Genomic DNA, 23,848 nt, shown 5'->3' on the forward strand with positions numbered 1-23,848 from the left:
AAATATGAATAAGCTTTTAATTACACTGACTTTCATTACATTACTCATTTCTTCCAACGCTTCTGCACAGAAAGACAGTATCACGATGTATGTTACTAAAGCATTGGATATCATGAAAAGCAAATCGGTTAATAAATCCAAAGTGAACTGGGAAACATTGTACAGTACTACCTTAAACGATGCCACAAAAGCAAAAACCATTAAAGAAACCTACCCGATTTTAGAAAAAGCTTTAGGCTCATTAAATGATGCACACTCAAAATTTTACCCTGAGAAAGTGGTAAGAGCATATACATTGGGCTATAAAGCGACAGGTCAGGAATTTCCCGTTATTGAAAGCAGGCTTATTGATAAAAAATATGCCTATATAAGCCTGCCTAATATAGGATCATTTAATAAGGATGACTGGAACTTATATATCAATACTTTTTACGCCAAAGTAAACGAATTACAGAAACAAAAACCAAAAGGCTGGATCCTTGATCTGAGAGATAACTACGGTGGTATGCTGTATCCGATGTACGCTGCTGTCGCATCATTTTTAGATCACAAAAATGTCGTGGGAACCAAGGATGCTGAAGGTATCGTTGAATATTTCAATTATAAAAACGCGAAATTTTATGAAGGTCAGACAGCAACCCAGCTTTTCCAGCTGAAAGAAAAGCAACCTAAACATATAAAAACGCCGATAGCTGTATTGGTGAATAAAGTAACCGGAAGTTCAGCTGAATTTATTACAGCAGCATTTGTTGGACAGAACAATGTGAAATTAATCGGTGTTAATACGCAGGGTTTAACTTCCGGAAATCAGGAATACAAATTACCGGACGGGTCGTTTCTGGTATTGACTATAGGAAATATTGTAGACAGGAACGGAAAAGAGTATGATAAAGTCGGCGAAGGGATTTCAACCGATATCAGAATAGACAAGACCGATGACAAAACAAAGACTAACGAATCGTACATGAATAAAGCACGTATGTATATTGATAACAGCCGTCAAATAAATTAAAATTCAGCCTTTACCCCGAAAACAAAATTCCTTTTTGCAGCCGGATTATAATACCGGTTACCGAAAGCGTTAATATCAAAGCCCAAAACATAGGATTCATTGTAGAGATTCTGAATCTGCAATGATAAGGTCAGTTTTGTTTTTTCAATATCTACAGGATATCTGAATTGAATATTCCCGACCAGACTTGAATCTGACCACACGGAATTCGCATCATTTAAAGGAATTTTTGAAGTATAGAAATGAGAATAATCCACCATCAGCTTTTTGAAAAAAGTAAAATTCAATAAGCTGTTGAGAGTGGTTTCAGGAACTCCTGTAAGATCATTACCGGAAAAGTCATTGGTATTTTGCCTGTAATTTTCAAAGGTAAAATGATAAAAACTACCTGAAAAACGAAACTTAAAATTGCTGAATACCGTATTTTTAAGGTTAAAATTCCGGGATTCCAAAAGCACTTCCACTCCTTTCTGTACCGTCTCTCCTGCATTGACAAAATATTCCTGCCCTACCTCGTTTTGCCTTCTTACGATAGCATCCCTCATTCTGAAATCAAAATAATTTCCTTCAAAAAAAACAGAGCTTCCAAACTGTTTTCTGATTCCCACTTCTTTATTCCACCCATATTCCGCCTGTAAACCGGTATTAAATTCCTGATTTGAAGAACGGATTTCTTCATTCGTCGGGGCTGAATTTCCCTTTCCGATCTTGGCTCTGACAGAAAATCTTTTGGTAAAAAGATAAGTAATCCCAATATTCGGGAGCCATTGGTTTTTAAAAGCTACTTTTCCGTTTTCAGTTCCCGGATACATCCTTTCCCAGTCATATGAATTGGAATTTAAACTTAAGGAAATATCCGTAAAAATTTTTTCATGAATATTGAGTTTCTGTGAAATAAAATAAAATCCTGACCTGTTCTGAATGCGGTCAAAATTCTGAGGGTTACTTTCTGCTCCTCTGTTATTATCGTAATTTTTAATCAGAATAGTATTGATTCCACCTTCAAAACCTATCCGATAAGCCAATGAAACTTGGTCCCATTTTTTTTCATAATTAAAATGGGTTCTTACTGCAAAATTGTTTTCAAAACGGTTTTCAAAATTGGTAATAAAAGGATTCTCAAAATCCACATACGATCCCTGGGACATAATGAAATGCGAAAATTCCGGATTAAAATTAAATTCATGGGAAATACCGGCCAGAATCATTTTGTTTCTTATTCCGGCATCCTGTTCACTGGCCCCCGGAACTGTTTTGGTTCCCGGCCTGGCTTGCTTTCTGTTCGATTCCATTTGTTCTAAGGTTAAACCGCCAGGCGTCTGGTAATCCAGATCGGTGTAAAGAAGCATCGCTTTCAGCAACCCTTTTTGCGAGTATTGAAAGTTATCTTTAAGAAAGAACTGCTTCCTTTTTACTTTAGCCTGATCCCTGTAAGAATCCGTACGGTAATAATTCTGAAAAACCTCAACAAAATGTTTTCCCAACTGTTTAGATATCTCAAGACTCTGATTAAAAGTCCCATAGCTCCCGATCGCAACACCTCCCGAAGCATACTCGGATCTTCGGGTCTGGAGTAGAAGAGTTCCGCCTGTTATCGCTCCATAATCTCCGCTTTCCGGCCCTTTATACACCTCCATTCTGCTGATCAGTTCCGGAGAAATGACATTGAAATAGGTATTGCCTGATGCATCGGACAGAATAAAATCGTCCAGATAAACTTTCACATTGCGTACTCCAAAAGGTGACCTTAAAGTACTGCCGCGCAGTGAAATCCGGTAGCTTCCGGGGGAACGCTCTTCCATTCTGGCTCCGGGAATTTGATTAAAGGACTCCAGCATTCTTTCAGGGGTATTCTGATTCAATAGCTCTTCAGAAATTACGGCTGCTGATTTTGTAGAAGCCATAAAAGTGACCGGTTTTTTATAGGCATCGATCCTGACTTCTGAAATCAATGCTGCGGAATCTCTCTGTTGAGAAAATATAACTGAACCGGATAGAACAGAAAATAAAAAATACAGTTTCGTCATCGGCTTAAGCTTAGCAAAAACCATACTCTTATGTATAAATGAGGTATTATTTCTACTAAAATATTTTAGATACCATTTATTATTTCATTGTAAAAAATAAACGAATATTCTAATTAGCAGAATCTGAAATACTATCTCCTGAGGATAAAAATGCATTAAAATAATCTTTATATTAATGCGTGATTTCCACACTTTCATCTTTTTCTTTAATCATCCAAGGAACAATAAAATAGAAGGCAGCCGCAATAAGAATTGATAGAAGTCCGGTTCCGATCCATAATGCCGAAAAACCGAATTTATCTGCAATTAAAGTCCCTAAATACGGAGTAATGATAAAAGCAATGGAAAATGATATCCCATTCAGTCCCATATAAGCACCTTTATTATTTTTACCTGCCCGTAAAGCCGTAATGGTCGACATAAAGGGCAATGCCCAGATTTCCCCTACACAAAGAAGGCTCATCGAAATAACCAAAGTTAAAATATGATGGTCAAAGCCCAGCATTGCATAAGAAAATCCGCAGATAAATGTTCCTAAAAGCATTGTGGTCGCTAAGCTGAAATACTTTTCAGCAACCTGAACCAGCCCCATTTCCAGCAAAACAACCAGAAAGCCGCTATATCCTAAAATATATCCGATATTCTGCTGGCTCAACTGTGCAGTATCCTTATAGAAAATCGTTAACGTACTGAACAGCTGAAAGAAACAGATAGAAAACAACATACAACAGAAACAGTAAATTAAGAATTTACGGTCCCGGTACGGCGAGTTTTCTTTTTTTATTTCAATTACTTCTTTTATTTTTTTAGCTTTTATTTTGGACAGCCGATTTCGCTTTCTGAAAAAAATGATATACATGATTCCTGCCAGTAACGCGGTCAGTGCATTGCTGAAAAACAGGAATTCATAAGATATTGCCGATAAAATACCACCCAAAGCCGGACCGATGGAAAATCCTAAATTAACAGCCATCCGGTTTAATGAAAAAGCCCTCGTAATATTTTGCGGTTTCGCATATTTCGTGATTGCTACAGAATTGGCAGGCCGGAAGGCATCACTTACAATGCTTTGAAGCAGGATAATAGCAGCTACTCCAGCTTCAGTTTTAAAAACCGGAATCAGGCAAAACAACGGAACGCTTAACAATAAGCTGAGATACTGGACTTTATATTCCCCAATTTTATCCGTAATAAATCCGCCCAGCCAGGAACCGATTACAGAACCGATTCCAAAAAAGCTAAGCACAACACCCGTATTTTCGATGCTGAAATGCAGGTGATTGGTCATGTAAACGCCTAAAAAAGGCAGCACCATCGAGCCCGATCGGTTGATAAGCATCACCAGTGCGAGCATCCAGCTTTCCTTAGAAAGTCCTTTGAATGAGTTGGTATAGAGATGTATAAGTTTCACAATTTTAAAAATTTAGTTTAATATTTGTGTTTGAAATCTTAATTAACTTCTGTAAAAGATGGAAGAACTTCTATCATGATTCCGTAGTTCTTATTATCTTTTTACTTTTTGTTATCATAAAAAAACAGGGCTTAAAAAAATTAAGCCCTGTTCATTTATATAGATATAAATAATTTTACTCCGGCTTATAAGAGTCTTTTAATGTTACCGTTCTGTTGAAGACGAACTTATCTTCAGCAGAATCCTGATCTTTTGTAAAATAACCTATTCTCTGGAACTGAAGAGGTTCTCCCACTGCAACATCTTTTAGTGCAGGCTCAGCAAATCCCTGAATCGTCGTTACCGACTCAGGATTGATAAAGTTCAGGAAATCCACATCTTTTTCAGCATCCGGCTGCTCTACAGTGAATAATTTATCATAATTTCTCACTTCTACCGGAACCGCATGTTTCACAGAAACCCAGTGGATGGTACCTTTTACTTTTCTAAGACTTTCCTCGGTGCCGCTTCCTGACTTTGATTTCTCGTCATAGGTTGCGTAAATGGTTGTTATTTCTCCGTTTTCATCCTTCTCTACTCTTTCTCCCTTGATGATGTAAGCAGATTTCAGGCGGACCTCGCCTCCTAATTTCAGTCTGAAAAACTTATTATTGGCCTCTTCCTTAAAGTCTTCGCGCTCAATATATAATTCTCTTGAGAAAGGTATTTTCCTAATGCCGGCATCTTCCTGTTCAGGATTATTTTCAGTTTCCAGCCATTCTTCCTCGTTTTCAGGATAGTTTTCAATGACCAGCTTAATCGGATCCACGACAGTCATCACACGCTTGGCGACTTTATTAAGGTCTTCACGCACACAGAATTCCAATAACTGAATTTCAATAAGGTTTTCTCTTTTGGCAACGCCGACTTTATCAATAAAATTCCTGATTGCGGTCGCTGTATATCCTTTTCTCCTCATTCCGGAAATAGTAGGCATTCTCGGATCATCCCAGCCGTTTACTACATGTTCAGCAATCAGCCTCTGCAGTTTTCTTTTGGAAGTAATCATATAAGAAACGTTCATCCTGGCAAACTCCCTCTGCTTCGGTGCTACATTAGATTCATTATATACCTGCTCCAAATACCAGTTGTACAATGGTCTGTGATTTTCAAACTCCAAGGAACATAAGGAATGTGAAATCTGTTCCAGATAATCAGATTCTCCATGAGCCCAGTCATACATCGGATAAATTTTCCAGTCTGTACCGGTTCTGTGATGAGGCCTTTTTAAAATTCTGTACATGACAGGATCACGCATATTCATATTAGGAGAAGTCATATCGATCTTTGCCCGGAGTGACATGGCTCCTTCCTCAAATTCGCCGTTTTTCATTCTCTCAAACAAATCCAGGGATTCTTCAACCGGACGGTTTCTATATGGAGATTCAACTCCCGGTTCTGCCGGGTTTTTTCTTTGTTCCGTAATCAGTTCAGAAGGCTGCTCATCTACATAAGCTTTTCCCTCTTTAATTAACTGAACGGCCCAATCATAAAGCTGCTGGAAGTAGTCGGAGGTATATAATATTTTATCCCATTTAAACCCTAACCATTCAACGTCTTTTATGATAGAGTCTACAAATTCCTGCTCTTCTTTTTCAGGATTGGTATCATCGAAACGAAGGTTTACGGGAGCATTATATTTTTCACCTAAACCGAAGTTGATGCAGATCGCTTTGGTATGACCCACATGCAGATAACCGTTTGGTTCAGGCGGAAAACGGAAACGGATCTGATCCCTTTTCAGTCCATTCGCCAAATCATCTTCGATAATTTGCTCAATAAAGTTGAGTGATTTTTTTTCTTCTTCCATTGAATTCGCTTTATATGCCGTATGACACAACAATTGGCAAATTTAGGAAAATTAAAAGTTTTATGGAAATTATAATTTTCATACTTACCCGATGATATTTTATTTGTGCTTAAATTAATGAAAAACCATTTTTCACATCAATAATCACACTGATAAAATAATGAAGCACATTTCAACAAATAACACTTTTACAATTAATTACACTCACTAAAAAAGTAAAAATAAATTACGATACCACATTTTGGCATAAATATTGATAATATTACGGTTAAGAAATACTAAATTTTATATCATGAAAAAGATAAAAAAAAGGTTTTCTTCTTTGTTGGAATACATTAAGAAAACAATTTTCGTGCAGGGCGTTATCTAAGGCCCGAGATTAACTAAATCAGATACTCTATACGTTTTATTATTACTATTTTCTTTACTTATAATTGATCTCTCAATGGCGTTAAGCTTATTGATACTTACACATTGCATTATATTTAAATTTATTGATTTTAATATTCGTTAATTTATGTTAATAAATATTATATATCACTAAAAAGTGACCATATTTACACAACTAAATTAAATCATTATGAAAAATCTAAAAAAATTAAAGAGAATTGAGTTAAAGACTGTCCGTGGAGGAGCTGTTCCTTTAGGCTGCAATAACTGGAGTCCAAGAGAAAGATGCTGTAGGGAATGGGACGCTGAGCATCAGAATAATCCTACATGCCAAACACCGTAATATTTAAACTTTAAAGTACAATAATTCTCCTTTCAGCTTAAGATCTGGTTCGAAATTATTGGTAAATAAACCTCCAGTGCCCAAACCTTGCGGCATTGGATTTTTTTTAATAAAAGTATATTGCGCAATGGCATTCAATCCGATATTACTTTCCAATGCAGAAGTGATCCACCAACCAATATTCTGTTCTTCAGCAAGAGAAATCCATTCGTCAGAACCTGAAATTCCGCCAATCAGGGACGGTTTTAAAATAATGTACTGAGGTTTTATCTTATCTAAGAGTTTTCTTTTTTCATTAAAATCAATAATTCCAATTAACTCTTCGTCCAGAGCAATCGGAATCGGGGTTTCAGCGCATAATTCTGCCATATCATTCAAATTCCCTGCTTTAATAGGTTGCTCGATCGAGTGAATATGCAAATCTGCCAATTGTCTTAAAACTGTTTTTGCTTCCTCTCTATTAAAACCGCCGTTGGCATCAACACGGAGCTCCAGAATATTTTCTGAAAATTTCTTTCTTAACTCTTTAAGAATTGCGTATTCAGATTCCCAATCGACTCCGATTTTCAATTTAATACAATGAAAACCCTGATCCAGTTTATCCTGAATTTGTTCCTGCATAAAATCAACATCACCCATCCAGATTAAGCCATTGATTACAACAGGAGTTTTTCCTTCAGTAAATTCGCTGGGAAAATAAAGTTTTTCTCCTTCGTTTAAATTCAGGATCGCCTGCTCATATCCGAACCAGATGGAAGGAAATCTTTTTAATTCTTTTTTTAACAATTCAGACTCCAACTGAATATGATCACAAAGCCATTGGAGCTTTTCTTCGTAATCCGGACGGTCATCGAAGCTTAGTCCGCGAAAAACCGCACACTCCCCTATTCCTTTTCTCCCGTTTTTGGAAATCTCCAGAATAAAGGTCTCTTTTTCATGCAAAACGCCTCGGGACGTTCCGCCCGGGCGTTTGAATTTTAAAATATACTTAAAATATTCTGCTTTCATTATTTCACACTGTCAATCCGCATAAACTCTTCTGCTTTTTCAACCATATCAACACTTCCACAGAAAAAAGGGATTCTCTGATGCAATTCTGTGGGTTCAATTTCAAGGATTCTTCTGAAGCCGTCCGTTGCCTTTCCGCCCGCCTGCTCTGCCAGGAACGCCATTGGGTTACATTCGTAAAGTAATCTCAGCTTTCCATTTGGAGCCTGTGAATAGGAAGGATAAATATAGATGCCGCCTTTTAGCATGTTCCTATGGAAATCAGCAACTAATGAACCTATATATCTTGAAGTGTAAGGTCTGTCACCTTCTTCCATCTGGCAATACTTAAGATAGTTTTTAACGCCCTGAGGGAATTTGATATAATTTCCTTCGTTAATAGAATAAATTTTACCTGTTTTCGGAAACTGCATATTCGGATGAGAAAGATAGTATGTTCCCAAAGACGGATCGAGCGTAAATCCATTTACTCCGTTCCCTGTTGTATATACAATCATCGTTGATGAACCATAAATTACATATCCCGCTGCAATCTGATTAATTCCTTTCTGTAAAAAATCTTCCAGCTGAACAGGGGTGCCAGGTTCGGAAACCCTTCTATAAATTGAGAATATAGTTCCTACGGAAACATTCACGTCGATATTTGAAGAACCGTCCAAAGGATCGATCAATACTACATATTTACTTAAGTGACCGTTTTCACCGCATTTAATATCAATGAAATCGTCATTCTCTTCTGAGGCTATTCCACAAACCACTTCTCTCTGTGACAATGCTGTAATAAAAATGTCATTGGCAATTACATCCAGTTTCTGCTGCGCTTCACCCTGAATATTTTCATTTCCGGCCTGCCCGATAATATCGGCAATACCAGCTTTGTTTACTTCCCTGTTTACAACTTTAGAAGCTAATCTTATGGCGCTCAGCAGGCGGGAAAATTCCCCGGTGGAATACTGAAAATCATCCTGCTTATCAATAAGAAATTCTCCCAAAGTCTGTAATGGCTGATCTGACATATTTTTATTTTTACGATTTCTCCAAATTTCGTAAAATTTATTACATTTAAAAAGAATTATTAATAAAAGAGATTATCATCTGTCTATCAAAAACATACAAGGCTCTTCTTTTCAAAAACCAATACCTTATCATAAAAATCAGCACCCGAATTGTTTAACAAATCAGAATAATTAAGCGCTTCATAGTAATTTTAATGAAATCTTAAGGCACTCCTCGAAGCGGGCTGTTTCATATCTCACTGTAAATTTATAATTTTGTAGCCCGTAAAATATTCCCATAAATTTTACATAACAATTTTATTATTAACAAATTAATGAAAATTTTCAAGTTTGGCGGAGCATCAGTGAAAGATGCTGAAAGTATAAAAAATGTATCCATGGTATTGCAAAGCCAGGGATTTGAAAAGTGTCTCTTAGTAATTTCAGCAATAGGTAAAACGACCAATGAGCTGGAAAAAGTGGTAGCGCTTTATTTCGAAAAAGATAATTATCAGGCTGAAATTGAAAAGATCAAACAGAAACACATTGGAATTGCAGAAGGCCTTTTTCCTGATGGCCACGCTGTTTTTGCTGAGATCAACTTATTTTTTGATGATATTGACTCTTTTTTAAGAAGGAATAAATCACCTAATTATAATTTTGTTTATGACCAGGTAGTAAGCTGCGGAGAAATGATATCAACTAAAATTCTGAGCGAATATTTGAATGAGATCCAGTTTACCAATCAATGGCTGGATGCCAGAGATTATATAAAAACTGACAATTCTTACCGGGAAGGAATGGTAGACTGGACCAAAACAGAAGAATTTATTTCCAGGCTGAATAAGGAAATCTGTTATGTGACACAAGGGTTTATCGGTTCAGATGACAATAATTTCACCGTTACTTTGGGAAGAGAAGGTTCCGACTACTCTGCTGCTATTTTTGCATATTGTTTAAATGCAGAGGCCATGACAATTTGGAAAGACGTTCCGGGAGTAATGACCGGCGATCCGAGAAAATTCAAAGATGTCAGTCTTCTTTCCAATATTTCCTATGAGGAAGCTATAGAAATGGCATATTACGGAGCAAGCGTCATTCACCCGAAAACCTTACAGCCGCTTCAGCAGAAGAGCATTCCTTTTTATGTAAAATCATTTATGGACCCTACCAGACCGGGAACCAAAGTAGGAGCTTCTGAAAAAAACCAAAGTGAAGAGGTTTATATTTTAAAGGAAAACCAAACCTTGTTCAAGATTTCAACAAGAGATTTTTCATTTATTGCAGAAGATCACATGAGCCTGATTTTCGGATATCTTTCCAAATATAAAATTAAAGTGTCGCTGATGCAGAATTCTGCTATTTCACTGGCTTTATGCCTGGAAGATAAATTCGGTACCGCTGATGAACTGAATGATGAGCTGCAAAAAATATTTAAAACGGAAATCGTAAAAAATGTATCTTTATTTACGGTAAGAAATGCCAAGATTGAGAACATTGATCAATTTTACCAGGAAAAAAGTGTATTATTGGAGCAGATTTCGAAGAATACGCTTCAAATTGTAACACAGTAAAAACTAATTGCGACTAAACACAACATGAGTTTAATTTCGAAAAACGATTTAATCAAAGCTTCCGGCTTAAGTAAGATAGGATTTCTGAAGAATCCTGTAGCGTCTGCCGTTATGAGTATTGCTAAAATTAACGAAGTAAATAAATTATACGAAAAGTTAAAAAATAAGGAAGGTAAAGATTTTTTCGACTCATTTGTGAGGGAACGTAACTTAAGCTATATCGCTTTTGAAGAAGATCTGGCAAAAATTCCGAAAACAGGACCTTTTATCCTGGTTTCCAACCATCCGCTTGGTGCCATCGACGGAATTTTGATGTGCAAAATATTATCAGAAGTGCGTCCTGATTTCAAAGTCATGGGGAATTTCCTGTTGGAAAAAATAAAACCGATGGAGCCTTATGTCATTTCCGTGAATCCTTTTGAGACCAGAAAAGAGGCATACAGCAGTTCTTCCGGTATGCGCGGAACTCTTAAGCACCTCCAGAACGGAGGCTGTGTAGGAATTTTCCCTGCGGGAGAAGTTTCCAATAAAAACAATCCTTATGGCGAAATTCTGGATAGAGAATGGGAAAAGCCGGCCCTGAAACTGATAAAAATGGCAAAAGTCCCGGTAGTTCCCATGTATTTTCATGCCAAGAACAGCCGCCTGTTTTATCAGCTGGCCAAGCTGCATCCGAGTTTGCAGACCATGATGCTCCCCGCAGAAATGATGAATGAAAGGGAAAAACCCATCAGAATCAGAATTGGAAAACCTATTGCCGTAAAAGCAATGGATGACATGGAAACGACTGAGGAGCTTGGAGAGTTTCTTAAACGTAAGGTGTATATGATGAAATCTTACTATGAAAAAAGAAAGTCGCTGGCCCAAACCATTAACCTTAAAAACCTGTCTTTAAAATTCCCTTTATTAAAAGAGGAAAATATTGTACAGAATATCATCGATGAGACCCCAAAAGAGGATATCCTGAATGATATCAGCAAGCTGAAAGGAACTGATAAAATGTTTTTCAGTAACGGAAATTATGAAGTTTATTTTACGTCTTATGAAGAAATCCCATCAATCATGAGAGAAATCGGCAGGCAGAGAGAACTTACTTTCCGTGCAGTAGGTGAAGGCAGCAACCTGCCTTTTGATCTGGATGAATATGATAAACATTATCATCATCTTTTTCTCTGGGATAATGCTGAAGAGAAATTGGTAGGCGCTTACAGAATGGCACTTGGTAAGGAAGTAATGAAAAAATCGGGCATTAAAGGCTTTTATACAAGCTCCCTGTTTGAATTTGAACAGGACATTCATCCTTTCTTCAAAAAAGTGATTGAAATGGGGCGTGCTTACATCTGTCAGGAATACCAGCAAAAGCCATTACCTCTATTCCTTTTGTGGAGAGGGATTGTCCATGTCTGCTTAAGAAATCCTGATCATAAATTTTTAATGGGCGGTGTAAGTATTTCCAATAAATTTTCTGAATTCTCAAAATCTCTGATGATTGAATTCATGCGTTCCAATTATTATGATTCTGCCGTAGCCCAGTATATTACTCCGAGAAATGAGTATAAGGTAAAACTTAGGGATAGAGATAAAAATCTTTTCTTTGACGAGATGGAATCTGATTTAAACAAATTAGATAAAATTATTGATGATCTTGAACCGGAGCTCAGACTTCCTGTCTTGATCAAAAAGTATATTAAACAAAATGCAAAGGTTATTGCATTTAACGTAGATCCGAATTTTAATGATGCTATTGACGGACTGATGTATATCCGCATCAGTGATCTTCCTGAAAATACAATAAAGCCTGTATTGGAGGAAATGAGTGAACAAATCAGAAGGGAACAGGAAAATAATTTAGCTGAAAATCAATAGGTTTTAATCTTTGTTAAAAAAAGTACTGTTATTACTTGCTTCATATATCAAAACTTACTACTTTTGCAACACTTTAAAACAACAAAGTAAAAGAATGGTTTCTTAGCTCAGTTGGTAGAGCAATGGATTGAAAATCCATGTGTCCCTGGTTCGATTCCTGGAGAAACCACAAAAACCACCTGTAAAAAGGTGGTTTTCTTTTCAAACTGTTTTATTTGTATTTCTTCTAAAAAAGAAATCTATCAATGGTTTCTTAGCTCAGTTGGTAGAGCAATGGATTGAAAATCCATGTGTCCCTGGTTCGATTCCTGGAGAAACCACGAAAATCCCTTTTACTATATAGAAGGGATTTTTTATATATAATCTTCTAAATACGTTCTAAAAAGTTTCCTTTGATAATCTGATTTTTATTTTAATTAATCCTATATTTATTTAAGAACTACAACCTTAAATAACCATGGAAGAATTATATCAGAGAAACAGAATTTATTTAACAGAAAAAGAACAGGAACTTATCAAGACTTACCCCATTTTAATTGCTGGTTGCGGAATCGGGAGTAACATTGCTGAATGTGCGTTGAGATTTGGCTTTGAAAATTTAACAATTATTGATGGCGACTATGTAGAAGCATCCAATCTCAACAGGCAAAACTATATTTCGGATGATATTTTGTTTTATAAATCCGAGAGATTATTTAAACGATTAAAGGAAATCAACCCCGAGGCAGATATAAAATTCCATACAGAGTATATTAACCATCAAAACGTACATTCCTTAATAAAAGATCATAAAGCAGCCATTAATGCCTTAGATTTTACTTCTGATATTCCTTTATATTTTGATCAGCTCTGCCAGGAGAAAAACATCCCTATTTTACATCCATACAACTTAGGCTGGGCTGGATTGGTAACTGTTCTTACTTCTGATTCAGAAAATTTAAATTCTGTCAGCACCAATTTTAATGAGCTTGAAATGGTTAAGTTTATCATAAGTGATTTAAAATCCAAAAGAAAAAATTACAAGTGGCTCGAAGATATACTTGATACATATATCAGCGAGGAAGTAAAAACCTCCCCTCCTCAGCTTTCCGTTGCATCCTGGATATTAGGCGGGATTTGTACGCATCTGCTATATCTTATGGCTACACAAAAGGGAATTAAAAAATTCCCTGACTATTATATTAATTCTGTTCTTCTATAAAAGCTTATTGTTGGTGACATAAGATAAAGCTTCGGAAATATTGCTCACATGCATTTTTTCAAACAGTTTTCTTCTGTGAAATTTAATGGTATCGGGAGAAACAAAAATCTTTTCCGCAATTTCAGTAATAGTATAACCTTGTGCATAATATCTTAAAACATCCAGTTCCCGTTCAGTAAGTTTTATTTTCTGTTCATTTCTCCAGACACCTTCTTCAAGATCATACTTCCAAAATTGATTAGTGCCTTGTTTAAAGACAGCAATGTTTCCGGAATCAGTATTCGTTGAAAGTGATACAATACACATAGCTTTCCATATTTTCCCGGTATCGGTAAGAAAAAGAGGAGTCAGCTTATGATTAATTAAAATCGCTTTGTCTTTATTTAAAAGGTGAAAATCATAGGAAATAGTATACATTTTTCTTTCAGAAACAGGAATTTTCTCATAAAAGTCAAAACCTACCTTATTAATTTCAAGCAAAAGGTCAAGATCATTTTTTTTGACATATTTAAAATAGAAATTATAGCCCATCATTCTCACCTCATCTGCAGAATGCCCACATAAAAATAAAGGATTATCTGACACGTATTCAAAATTTTTGTTTTGGTAATCGATAATATAGACGCTCATATAACTTACTCTTGAAAAAGCTTCCGTCACCTCTAAATAATTCTTAAGCTGGTCTTTTTCTCCCACAGATACATTCTCAACGGTATTCTTTGAAAAAAAAAAGTCGTTTACATTTTCACTCATATCTCTCAGTTTAGTTATTGGTTTTTCATCAATATATCTATTTAAATATAAATTCTACACTTAAGTGTAGTGTTAGACTAAATCAATCCCTATAAATTTATGAAAAATAATTCCCATGGCCAAGATAAATATCCTGACGTCTGATTTTGATTACAGGAAATTAGCAGAATTTATTATTAAAGAAAATTATACGCATCATAATCAAAACTATATATATTCAGAACAAAGAACCAAAGCTATTTATGAAGAAGAGATTCACTACAGAAAAAACGCATTAGTATTCGCCTTGCAGGATTCGCAGAATAATTTCATAGGAACCATAAGAGCACTCAAATGGAACTACTCTGATGTTTTGCCTTTAGAAAAAATATTTTCCATACATCCTTTTCAGATACTTAAGAAAAATTTTGACGGTGAAATCTGGCATATCGGAAGATTTGCTATCAGAAAAAATGAAGGACTGCTGCCACTTAAAAAACTAATGACTCTTGCCATAGGAAGCGTGTGCGAAAAAGAAAAAAATATAGCTTTTGCAGAATGTGACACCAAATTATTAAAAATATTATATCTGATGGGGATAGAGCCTACAATAATCGGTACCTCCAAATATTATTTAGGCTCTGAAACCATCCCTGTTTTACTGACTTATGACAATCTTATAAAATTTTATCATAAAAATGAGCATTTGATTAAAAATTCATTAAATCAATCTGTTACATGTGGCATTTTTGAAAAAAGTACAGTAAACTATTCTTTTAATTAAGTCTTAAATACCTTCCCTGAAAGATAAATAATAGAAATTAATCAGGATTACAATATAATTTCTTGCAAGAAGAGACCAGTGAAGGAGCGAATGTCGATAAACTTTGCTCCGCAAACAATCATTTCAAATTTTTATTATCATGAAAAAAGCAAAATTTAACGCAAAAGAGTTTTTAAAAGCAAAAACCCTTTCTCCACTTGAACAAAATCAATTAAGAGGTGGTTTCGGTGAAGCTGAAGCTGCTGAAGGAGTAGTAGTAGTAGTACGTGTTGTACGCGTAGTACAACAAGTACAAAGAGTTATCGGCTTGTAAAAAACAGGTAATAGTGAAAATAAATTTTCACTATTACCTTTCTTTTCAACATCAAAAAATTTTAAATATGAGCAGCAAAGAGTTTAATAAAGATTTTTGGCAACAGTTTATCGATACCAACAAAAATTTCACGCAAACCTGTGTTATCAAAAATGTAATCCCAGAAGATCTTATCCAGAAATTAAAAAATGCAGTTGTAGATGGGCTTACAAATAGATTTAAAACAAAAGATCTGGATGGCTTCAGATTGTATTTTCCATCTCAGGGAAAGGGTAAGGAGAATTCTGATTTCATTGACGAATTATATAAGAATCCTCCTTTAGAAAATGAAGAAATTATTGATTACTGCAACAGAGTTTTCAAAGAAAAATTCGGTCTTATTGTCAATTTTTTAGAAAGACACTCAGGTTTTATTTCTAAAGAATTGAGAATGATTACTGAACCTCTCCTAGATATTATTGGTATCCCAGCAACCGGAGTAGACGTCACTGTTTTTATCGGAAATTATGGATGGACCCCCTTAGGAATTCACCAAGATCATCAGGGCGAAAATGTGCTCCATTTTCATCTTGGTCCTGGAGATAAAACAATGTACATCTGGGATCAGGAAAAATATAAAGAACTAACAGGTACAAAACATAATAATTTTGAAATTGAACCTTTACTGCAACATGCGGAAAAGTATGATTTTGGAACAGGAGACTTATTTTTTATGCCATGGGATAAATTCCATATCGGAAAAAGTGATGATTTGTCTATTGGCGTTACTTTTTGGTTTAATAACCCTTCAAAAGTGAAATTTTTTGATCGAATTTTAAATACATTCTATCGGGATTATATACATGAAAATAAAGATATTATTGCTCCACAACATAATTTTCTGGAAAACAATGATACATTTAAAGAATTCCTTTCAGTTTTAAAATTAGATGAAGAAATTTTAAATGGATCTACAAGGGATTTCTTTAAATATTTTTATAATGAATTCAAACATGGCTTATTAAGCAATGCCGGTTGGCAGGCTCCACCGCAATCAAGAGAAAAAGAAGATAAATATGATGTAGATAATTATGAATTCCTACTTGAAAAGGAGATTTATACCAGCGAACCTTTTAAAATGATTCATAAAGTAGCTGAAGAAAAAGAACAGCTTTATTTATATGTAAGAGGAACGAAAATAGAAATGAGATATCATCCTGAATTATTAAATATTATTGATCGTCTTAACTCTCACCAGGTATGGAAAGTATCCGAGTTGTTGAAAAATCTTGAAAATGACTGGCCGATTGAAGCAGGATTATATTTCCTTTCAATGATCTATGATAAAAAAGGAATTGAAATTCTGGGAGAATCACGTACTATACTACAGGAAGCTGAGAACCTTTTATTAGAAGAAGAAAACTAATGAAATTTATTCCTCAACATGATAAAATGGATTGCGGACCATCGTGCTTAGCTATGATTACTTCTTATTATGGCAAAGCATATGGACTGCAATACTTACGTGACAATTGTTTTACTTCAAGAGAAGGTGTTTCAGTCCTTGCCATTAATAATGCTGCAGAAAAAATTGGATTTAAAACATTAGCAACCCAAATTTCAGTTGAGGATTTAAGCAATGAGTTCTTACCCTGCATTTTACACTGGAATCAGAATCACTTTATTGTACTTGATAAAATTTCAACAGCACTATTTAGTAGGAAAAAAATTTATACTATTGCTGATCCTGCCCATGGGATTTTAAAACTGACAGAAGAAAAATTTGAAAAGTCCTGGCAAAAAAATACAGACAAAGGAGTTGCACTTTTACTAGAACCAACTGATTCATTCTTTCAAAGAAAAAATATTCCGGATCAAAAATTATCACTTGCCTATATCTATAATTACCTAGGACCGCATAAAAAACAATTTTTGTGGCTATCATTAATTTTATTACTCGGAACTGTAACTACACTTGCTTTTCCCATACTTACGCAAAAGCTTATTGATGATGGAGTTAGTAAAAAAGACATGGGAATTATTACTTATATTCTTATGGCCCAGCTTGCATTTTTTGTGGGTAATATTGTTTTAGGAATTTTCAGAAACTGGATTATGTTGTATGTAGGAAGCCGTCTGAATATAAGTATCATTTCAGATTTTTTAAAAAAACTTATGAGTCTGCCTATTAAATTTTTCGAAACAAAATTTATGGGAGATTTCAATCAAAGAATACAGGATCATGAGAAAATAGAGTTATTCCTCACCTCAAACAGTTTAGTCACTATCTTTTCTATATTTACTTTTTCTGTTTTTTTCGTTGTGCTCTGGAGCTACGACTTTAGAATTCTAGCCACTTATTTTACGCTTACTGCACTCTCTATCATCTGGTCTTTATATTGGCTTAAAAAATTAAAAGTCTTAGATTATTACCGTTTTCAGGAAAAAAGTGAAAATCAGGAATCAATTTATGAAATAATCAATGGGATTTCTGAGATGAAACTTAATAAATTTGAAGACTACAAGCGAAAAGAATGGGAAGAAATTCAGCAGAAACTATTTACAATAAATTTACGAATTTTAAAAGTTGACCAGATTCAACTTTCCGGCTTCGAGTTCCTCAATCAATTAAAAAATATTATGGTCATATTTCTTTCTGCTTCATTTGTTATTCAGGGAAGTATGACATTAGGTGCATTATTAAGCGTTTCTTATATTATTGGCCAGATGAACACTCCAGTGGGCCAGCTCATCACCTTTTTCCGTTCCATGCAAGAGGCAAAATTGAGTTTGTCCCGTTTATATGAAGTTCAAACCCATCCCGAAGAAGAACAAAAACATCTGCTTCGATTAATGAATGAAAACTATACACGTCAAAACGGCATTGAAAAAGGAATCTATTTTAAAAATGTATCATTTCAGTATGAAGGTCCACAGTCTCCGTTTGTACTTAAAGATATTAACCTTTTTATTCCTACAGGTAAAATTACAGCTATAGTAGGCGCAAGCGGAAGTGGAAAAACGACATTGATTAAGTTATTATTAAAATTTTATGAGCCTACACACGGTGAGATATATTTCAATCATTCCAAACTAAAAGACATATCTCCAAAGGATCTAAGACAAAACTGTGGTGTTGTAATGCAGGACGGACACATCTTTTCGGATACCATTGAAAGAAATATAGCAACAGGCGACGAAAATATTGATCAAAAAAGAATTCAGAAAGCTTTGCAAACTGCTAATATCCAATCATTCGTAAATGAATTGCCTTTAGGCTTAAACACAAAAATAGGAGCTTCCGGAAACGGCATTTCCGGTGGGCAGAAACAAAGAATATTAATTGCAAGAGCTGTTTATAAAGATCCCCAGTTTATTTTATTTGACGAAGCCACTTCTGCATTGGATGCAGAAAATGAAAAAGTTATCCACGATAATTTACAGGAATTTTTCAAAGGGAAAACCGTTATTATTATTGCCCATCGTCTTTCAACTGTGAAAAATGCAGATCAGATTATTGTTTTAAAACACGGAAAAATTGTAGAACAGGGAAATCATCAGTCGCTGGTTGAAAAAAAATCTGATTATTTCAACCTGGTTAAAAATCAGCTCGAACTCGGCGCATAATTCTTCATTTCAAATCTTTTCAGTTAATTTTTTATAATGTCGGATAGTTTTTATCCGGCTTTTATATTATAAAAACAAACTATAATTTCCGTTAATATCATCTCTTCTCTTATAAACACATCATCTATCTCTGGGAAAATAAGTATCTTCGCTTTTTAAATTTTGATCATTAAAATGAAGAAATTTACCTCCGGATTATTTTTGTTTTCTGCCATAGCCGTATTTGCGCAGGAAGCAATTCAGTTTCAGGAACTGCCGTTTAAAGATCTTGTAGCCAAAGCAAAAAAAGAAAATAAAATTGTATTTATTGACGCTTACGCTTCATGGTGCGGGCCATGTAAAATGATGGAAAGAAATGTTTTCACCCAAAAACCTGTCGGAGATTATTATAATTCCAATTTTGTAAATGCCCGATTTGACATGGAAAAAGGAGAAGGAAGAGAGATCGCTGCTAAATACGGCGTACGTTCCTACCCTACCTATTTATTTTTAAACGGAGACGGAGAGCTTGTGTCACAAAACTACGGTTATATGGAAGGAAACATGTTCCTTTCCATGGCTCAGGATATTAATTCGCCAAACAATAAAAAAGGATCCTTAAAAGAACGTTTTGCCAAAGGTGAAAAAGATCCGGAATTCCTGATCAATATTATGAAGCTTAATTCTTCATCAGATTTTGATTTTGCCAAAAAAGCTTCAGAAAGATATTTTGAGAATAAGAAGAAAACTGATGTATTTACTAAAGATGATATTGGACTCTTATTATTTTTTCTGAAATCAAGCGAAGATAAAAATTATAACGTTTTCACAGAAAGAAAAACAGAAATTACTAAGTTTCTACCTGAAGAAACCTATAAGGAATTTAACAATCAAATGAAACTGTCAAAGATTGTTGAACAATCTATTGATACACAAAATAAAAGGATCAACAGTGAGTATTTTATGCAGGCTGCTGAACCTTTAGTTGGCAAACATGATGCGGAAGTCAAGCTCAATCAAATTAAATTAAGTTATTACGAACACAATGCCAATTTTCCTGAATATGAAAAAGCGGCACTGGAATATTATAAAAACACAGAAGCTTTTGAAGCCAATGAACTGCTAAAAGCAGCATGGATATTTTCTGAAAATGTAAAAACACCATCTTCCCTGAAGAAAGCAGCAGAATGGGCGGAAAAATCCGTTATGATTAATGAAACACCTGAAAACACCTATATTGTAGCCAAAATTTACTTTCTGATTGGTAAGAAGGATCTGGCAAAATCATATGCAGAAATGTCTAAAGAAATAGCAATAAGGGCTCAAAAAGACTTTTCTTTAGCGGATAAATTATTACAAGAAATACACTAAGAGATGCCGAAAATCAAACTTATTACAGGATGTATGACTGTATGTTTAATAGGAAGTCTACATGCTCAGGAACAGCAACAAAATGGTGAAACAGCGGTTTATATAAAAGGGAATGCTTTATTAATTCCCATTGGAGTAGTAAATGTAGCTTTAGAACATCAGTTAAATAAAAAATTTACCATACAGGGAGATGTTCTGATCTCTCCATGGAAATCTTTTGCCGGGCATGAACTGCAGTATTATTCGGCTTCTCTGGAAGGCAGGTATTATTTTAATGAAGCGTTCAAGCATTGGTACTTAGGAGCCAATATTGCAGCTTCATCATTTGTCTTGCAGAAGTGGAATTATTGGAGTAATGATATTTATATAAATGAACAAACAGGTGCTCATTATGTCAAATCAAATCTATACCAGAAAGGCTATTCCCTTATATTTGGGATTACAGGTGGATATCAGTTTAAAGTTTCCGACAGATGGAATATTGATCTATACGCCACTATAGGAACTTCGCAGGATTTTTATAAAGGATATAACAGAACTAACGGAGAGCGGTACGACAGGGAAGATAATAAGTTTAACAGAAGCGGGGAAATTCTGCCTTACAGGGGCGGAATCATGATTTCTTATAAATTAAAATAAATCAATGAAATTATTCGGAAAAAATCATATTATTATCTGTATCATTACTTTCGCCATTTTATTTTTGATGAATTATCTGGGAAATGATCAGCCTGATAAAATGGAAAGGGCATTAATGATTGCAGGAGCAGGTGTTATCGGGCTAACCATCGGGCTGCTCATTATGAATCGAGGAAAAAACGACAAAAATCCGCCACAGGATTTCGATTAATCAGGCGTAAAAGGCCATTCAGGATCAGTCTTCATAAGTAATATATTTTTGTCTGACCTTTTCAAAATTTTTCAGGTCATTTACCCATGAGGCTTTTATTTCGGAAACTGATTTTCCTGCAATAATCTGCTTTCTCAGTTCATCTGTCCCCGCTAAAGTATCAAACCATAAATTTTTCAGAAAGAAATCTAACTGTGGGTTTTTATAGTGTTTATAAGCTTTGATCACCCATTCCAAATTGAGTTCCCTTAAATCAGTAGTATATTTGGAAAGATTTTCTCCGTAGCATAATTTTCCGTTAAGAAAAGGATCTTTAGCCCCAAAATTAGGTCTGGGAGTAAACTGATAAGGCAATCCTGTTGTCCACGGTGAACCGTAAATCTGAAACGGCAGATCCGTCCCTCTTCCTACGGAAACCTGAGTACCTTCAAAAAAGCATAAGCTTGGATATAAATTAATCGACTTATCATTGGGCAGATTGGGTGAAGGCTTGTCCAGAATCGGATAGCGATGTTTCTTATGATAATTCTTCATAGGAATAACGGTATATTTTGCCTGTATTCCGTTTTTCAGCCACCGTTCTCCGTTCACCATTTTCCCATATTCTCCGATCGTCAGTCCGTAAACAACGGGCACTTCATGCAACCCTACGAAACTCGACCATTTTTTTTTCAGAACAGGTCCATCCGTATAACCGTCATGCGGATTAGGCCGGTCCAATACCATAATCTCGACTTTATTTTCCGCCCCGGCCTCCATTAAATAGCTTAAAGTAGAAATATAAGTATAAAATCTAACTCCAACATCTTGAATATCAAAGACAACAATATCAATTCCTTTTAATTGTTCAGCTTTTGGTTTTTTATTATTTCCGTATAAAGAAACAATAGGAATTCCTGTTTTTACATCTACTCCGTTTTTGACTTTTTCACCGGCATCCGCATCACCTCGAAACCCATGTTCGGGAGCAAAAATAGACTGAATTTTCACCCCGTTTTTCACCAAAAAATCAACGACATGAGTCCTGTCGCTCATCAACCCGGTCTGATTGGTTACCACGCCTATTGTTTTTCCTTTTAATAAAGGCAAATAAAGCTCAGGCTGATCTGCTCCGGTTTTAAAACCCGGAATATGCTGTTGCTGTGAATAATATTGATGGAATACTCCTAAAAAAATTAGGCAAATAAGAAGTAAATTTTTAATTTTGAAATCTAAATTCATAAGTTTGAAATTTCCTTTATATTTCTCTAGAAAAATAGCGTTTTCCAAAGATAACAAAAATAACCTTTCAAGGGTGATCATCTTCATCGGAAGGCTTTCCGTAGCACTGGGAATCATTGTTTCTCTGATAACAGTTTCCACAGGATTCGGTTCTAAAAAAGCTATTAAAGAGAGATTGGCAGATTTCAGCGGACATATTACCGTAAAATCCACACGGTCAAATTCTTCCTACAATACCTCAGTACTTGACAATCAGGGATTAGATATTAAAAAAATCAGGGCGATGCCGGATGTGGAATCGGTGCAGACTTATGCAACAGTGACCGGAATTATGCGCAATGAACATAATTTCGCAGGCATTATTTTTAAAGGAGTCGGAAAAGATTTTGACAGTCTGAGATTTAAAAAATTCCTGGTTGCCGGAACGACGCCTAAAATAACCGGCACCGGATATAACAATGGGGTAACGATTTCCCAGAAAACTGCGAATGATCTTCATCTGAAACTGAAAGACAGCATTGTCACCGTATTTTCAAAAACGAACCAGCAGCCTGTGTACAGGAAATTTGAAATTGTGGGAATCTATAAAACGGATATCAAAATGATTGATGATCAGTTTGTGATCGGAGACATCAGCCATGTCAGAAAGATCCAGGATATGAAACCTGATGAAGTCGGCGGCCTTGATATTTTCTTTAAAAATGTAAATGATATTGACAGTGATTTCCCTGAAATCGAAAAACTGATCGGCTATAAAAACTATGCAGAAAAGGCGACCGAAAAATTTCCGCAGATCACTGACTGGATTAGTATTTTTGACACGAATATCGCACTGATCATTATCATTATGCTGATTGTTGTGGTTATCAATATTATCATGGTGCTTTTGATATTAATTATTGAAAGAACCAATTCTATTGGTTTGCTAAAGACTTTAGGGGCCAGCAATGGGCAAATCCGGGCTACCTTTATCAATTACACGCTTATTATTATGATTCCCGGTCTGCTGTATGGAAACCTGATCGGGCTGGGCTTAATTTTAATCCAGAAATGCTTCGGTATTATCAAATTAAATCCTGAAAACTATTATGTAAGCACGGTTCCAGTAGATTTAAACCCTTTTGTCATCGTTTCAATTTCTGCAGGTATTCTTATGATATCCGCTCTGGCTTTGATTATCCCGAGTTATCTGATCAGTAAAATTTCTCCGGTAAAAGCCATTAAGTATAACTAATCACTAAAATAGTTTATCTGTTTAAATCTTTATAGAATCCTTTACATAGAAATAGCTACTGAACACAGATTATAAAATAAAG

19 protein-coding genes and 2 tRNA genes are annotated in these 23,848 nt (G+C 35.2%); 14 read left to right on the forward strand and 7 right to left on the reverse strand.

Annotated elements, in window-relative coordinates; genetic code table 11:
* Positions 1 to 4 precede the first annotated feature (4 nt).
* Positions 5 to 1,012 (forward strand): S41 family peptidase, encoded by a 1,008-nt coding sequence (locus MKJ01_RS14185; protein WP_241614775.1) that lies wholly within the window; start codon positions 5 to 7, stop codon positions 1,010 to 1,012.
* On the opposite strand, the gene MKJ01_RS14190 is transcribed toward MKJ01_RS14185, so the two are convergent.
* The 5 genes from MKJ01_RS14190 to fbp form a co-directional block, all read right to left on the reverse strand.
* Entirely contained in the window at positions 1,009 to 3,063 is a 2,055-nt protein-coding gene (locus MKJ01_RS14190) for a TonB-dependent receptor (RefSeq protein WP_241614774.1), read from the reverse strand. The genes MKJ01_RS14185 and MKJ01_RS14190 overlap by 4 nt on opposite strands.
* Positions 3,064 to 3,211: 148 nt before the next feature.
* Positions 3,212 to 4,393, reverse strand: a complete 1,182-nt coding sequence (locus MKJ01_RS14195; RefSeq protein ID WP_241632670.1) for an MFS transporter — start codon at positions 4,391 to 4,393, stop codon at positions 3,212 to 3,214.
* A gap of 232 nt (positions 4,394 to 4,625) precedes the next feature.
* Complete coding sequence (locus MKJ01_RS14200) at positions 4,626 to 6,299, reverse strand: glutamine--tRNA ligase/YqeY domain fusion protein (RefSeq protein ID WP_241614772.1); 1,674 nt, start codon at positions 6,297 to 6,299, stop codon at positions 4,626 to 4,628.
* Positions 6,300 to 7,035: 736 nt separating this feature from the next.
* A complete protein-coding gene (locus MKJ01_RS14205) occupies positions 7,036 to 8,040 on the reverse strand; it encodes an o-succinylbenzoate synthase (RefSeq protein ID WP_241614771.1) in 1,005 nt (334 codons plus the stop codon).
* Complete coding sequence (gene fbp / locus MKJ01_RS14210) at positions 8,040 to 9,056, reverse strand: class 1 fructose-bisphosphatase (protein WP_241614770.1); 1,017 nt, start codon at positions 9,054 to 9,056, stop codon at positions 8,040 to 8,042. Before fbp ends, MKJ01_RS14205 begins: the two co-directional genes overlap by 1 nt.
* A gap of 314 nt (positions 9,057 to 9,370) precedes the next feature.
* On the opposite strand from fbp, the gene MKJ01_RS14215 reads away from it, so the two are divergent.
* The 5 genes from MKJ01_RS14215 (at position 9,371) to MKJ01_RS14235 (ending at position 13,676) form a co-directional block, all read left to right on the forward strand.
* Positions 9,371 to 10,609, forward strand: coding sequence for an aspartate kinase (locus MKJ01_RS14215; RefSeq protein WP_241614769.1), 1,239 nt, complete (start codon positions 9,371 to 9,373; stop codon positions 10,607 to 10,609).
* A 24-nt stretch (positions 10,610 to 10,633) separates the two neighbouring features.
* A complete protein-coding gene (locus tag MKJ01_RS14220) occupies positions 10,634 to 12,475 on the forward strand; it encodes a lysophospholipid acyltransferase family protein (RefSeq protein WP_241614768.1) in 1,842 nt (613 codons plus the stop codon).
* A 96-nt stretch (positions 12,476 to 12,571) separates the two neighbouring features.
* Positions 12,572 to 12,644, forward strand: a tRNA-Phe gene (locus MKJ01_RS14225).
* Positions 12,645 to 12,722: 78 nt separating this feature from the next.
* Positions 12,723 to 12,795 (forward strand) — tRNA-Phe (locus tag MKJ01_RS14230).
* Between the two features lie 137 nt (positions 12,796 to 12,932).
* Positions 12,933 to 13,676, forward strand: coding sequence for a ThiF family adenylyltransferase (locus MKJ01_RS14235; RefSeq protein WP_241614767.1), 744 nt, complete (start codon positions 12,933 to 12,935; stop codon positions 13,674 to 13,676).
* Here the strand turns inward: MKJ01_RS14235 and MKJ01_RS14240 are convergent.
* Entirely contained in the window at positions 13,671 to 14,429 is a 759-nt protein-coding gene (locus tag MKJ01_RS14240; RefSeq protein WP_241614766.1) for a response regulator transcription factor, read from the reverse strand. The genes MKJ01_RS14235 and MKJ01_RS14240 overlap by 6 nt on opposite strands.
* Before the next feature lie 115 nt (positions 14,430 to 14,544).
* Here MKJ01_RS14240 and MKJ01_RS14245 point away from each other — a divergent pair, with 115 nt between their 5' ends.
* From MKJ01_RS14245 to MKJ01_RS14275, 7 genes are all read left to right on the forward strand, one after another.
* Complete coding sequence (locus MKJ01_RS14245) at positions 14,545 to 15,192, forward strand: hypothetical protein (protein WP_241614765.1); 648 nt, start codon at positions 14,545 to 14,547, stop codon at positions 15,190 to 15,192.
* 139 nt (positions 15,193 to 15,331) lie between these two features.
* Positions 15,332 to 15,505, forward strand: coding sequence for a hypothetical protein (locus MKJ01_RS14250; protein ID WP_241614764.1), 174 nt, complete (start codon positions 15,332 to 15,334; stop codon positions 15,503 to 15,505).
* A gap of 67 nt (positions 15,506 to 15,572) precedes the next feature.
* Positions 15,573 to 16,910: a hypothetical protein gene (locus MKJ01_RS14255; RefSeq protein WP_241614763.1), complete on the forward strand. Its 1,338-nt coding sequence runs from the start codon at positions 15,573 to 15,575 to the stop codon at positions 16,908 to 16,910.
* Positions 16,910 to 19,111 (forward strand): peptidase domain-containing ABC transporter, encoded by a 2,202-nt coding sequence (locus MKJ01_RS14260; protein WP_241614762.1) that lies wholly within the window; start codon positions 16,910 to 16,912, stop codon positions 19,109 to 19,111. Before MKJ01_RS14255 ends, MKJ01_RS14260 begins: the two co-directional genes overlap by 1 nt.
* Positions 19,112 to 19,285: 174 nt before the next feature.
* Positions 19,286 to 20,461 carry a thioredoxin fold domain-containing protein gene (locus MKJ01_RS14265; protein ID WP_241614761.1) on the forward strand — a complete coding sequence of 392 codons (1,176 nt, stop codon included), beginning with the start codon at positions 19,286 to 19,288 and terminating at the stop codon, positions 20,459 to 20,461.
* A 3-nt stretch (positions 20,462 to 20,464) separates the two neighbouring features.
* Positions 20,465 to 21,100: a DUF3575 domain-containing protein gene (locus MKJ01_RS14270; RefSeq protein WP_241614760.1), complete on the forward strand. Its 636-nt coding sequence runs from the start codon at positions 20,465 to 20,467 to the stop codon at positions 21,098 to 21,100.
* A 4-nt stretch (positions 21,101 to 21,104) separates the two neighbouring features.
* Positions 21,105 to 21,311 carry a hypothetical protein gene (locus MKJ01_RS14275; RefSeq protein WP_241614759.1) on the forward strand — a complete coding sequence of 69 codons (207 nt, stop codon included), beginning with the start codon at positions 21,105 to 21,107 and terminating at the stop codon, positions 21,309 to 21,311.
* Positions 21,312 to 21,335: 24 nt separating this feature from the next.
* On the opposite strand, the gene MKJ01_RS14280 is transcribed toward MKJ01_RS14275, so the two are convergent.
* Positions 21,336 to 22,532, reverse strand: a complete 1,197-nt coding sequence (locus tag MKJ01_RS14280) for an exo-beta-N-acetylmuramidase NamZ domain-containing protein (protein ID WP_241614758.1) — start codon at positions 22,530 to 22,532, stop codon at positions 21,336 to 21,338.
* Between the two features lie 4 nt (positions 22,533 to 22,536).
* On the opposite strand from MKJ01_RS14280, the gene MKJ01_RS14285 reads away from it, so the two are divergent.
* The gene (locus tag MKJ01_RS14285; RefSeq protein ID WP_241614757.1) at positions 22,537 to 23,766 is read left to right on the forward strand and encodes an ABC transporter permease; all 1,230 of its coding nucleotides are present in this window, start codon (positions 22,537 to 22,539) and stop codon (positions 23,764 to 23,766) included.
* Positions 23,767 to 23,848: the final 82 nt, after the last annotated feature.

This window comes from Chryseobacterium sp. SSA4.19 (assembly GCF_022601875.1).
In the GTDB taxonomy this organism is placed as follows: Bacteria; Bacteroidota; Bacteroidia; order Flavobacteriales; family Weeksellaceae; genus Chryseobacterium.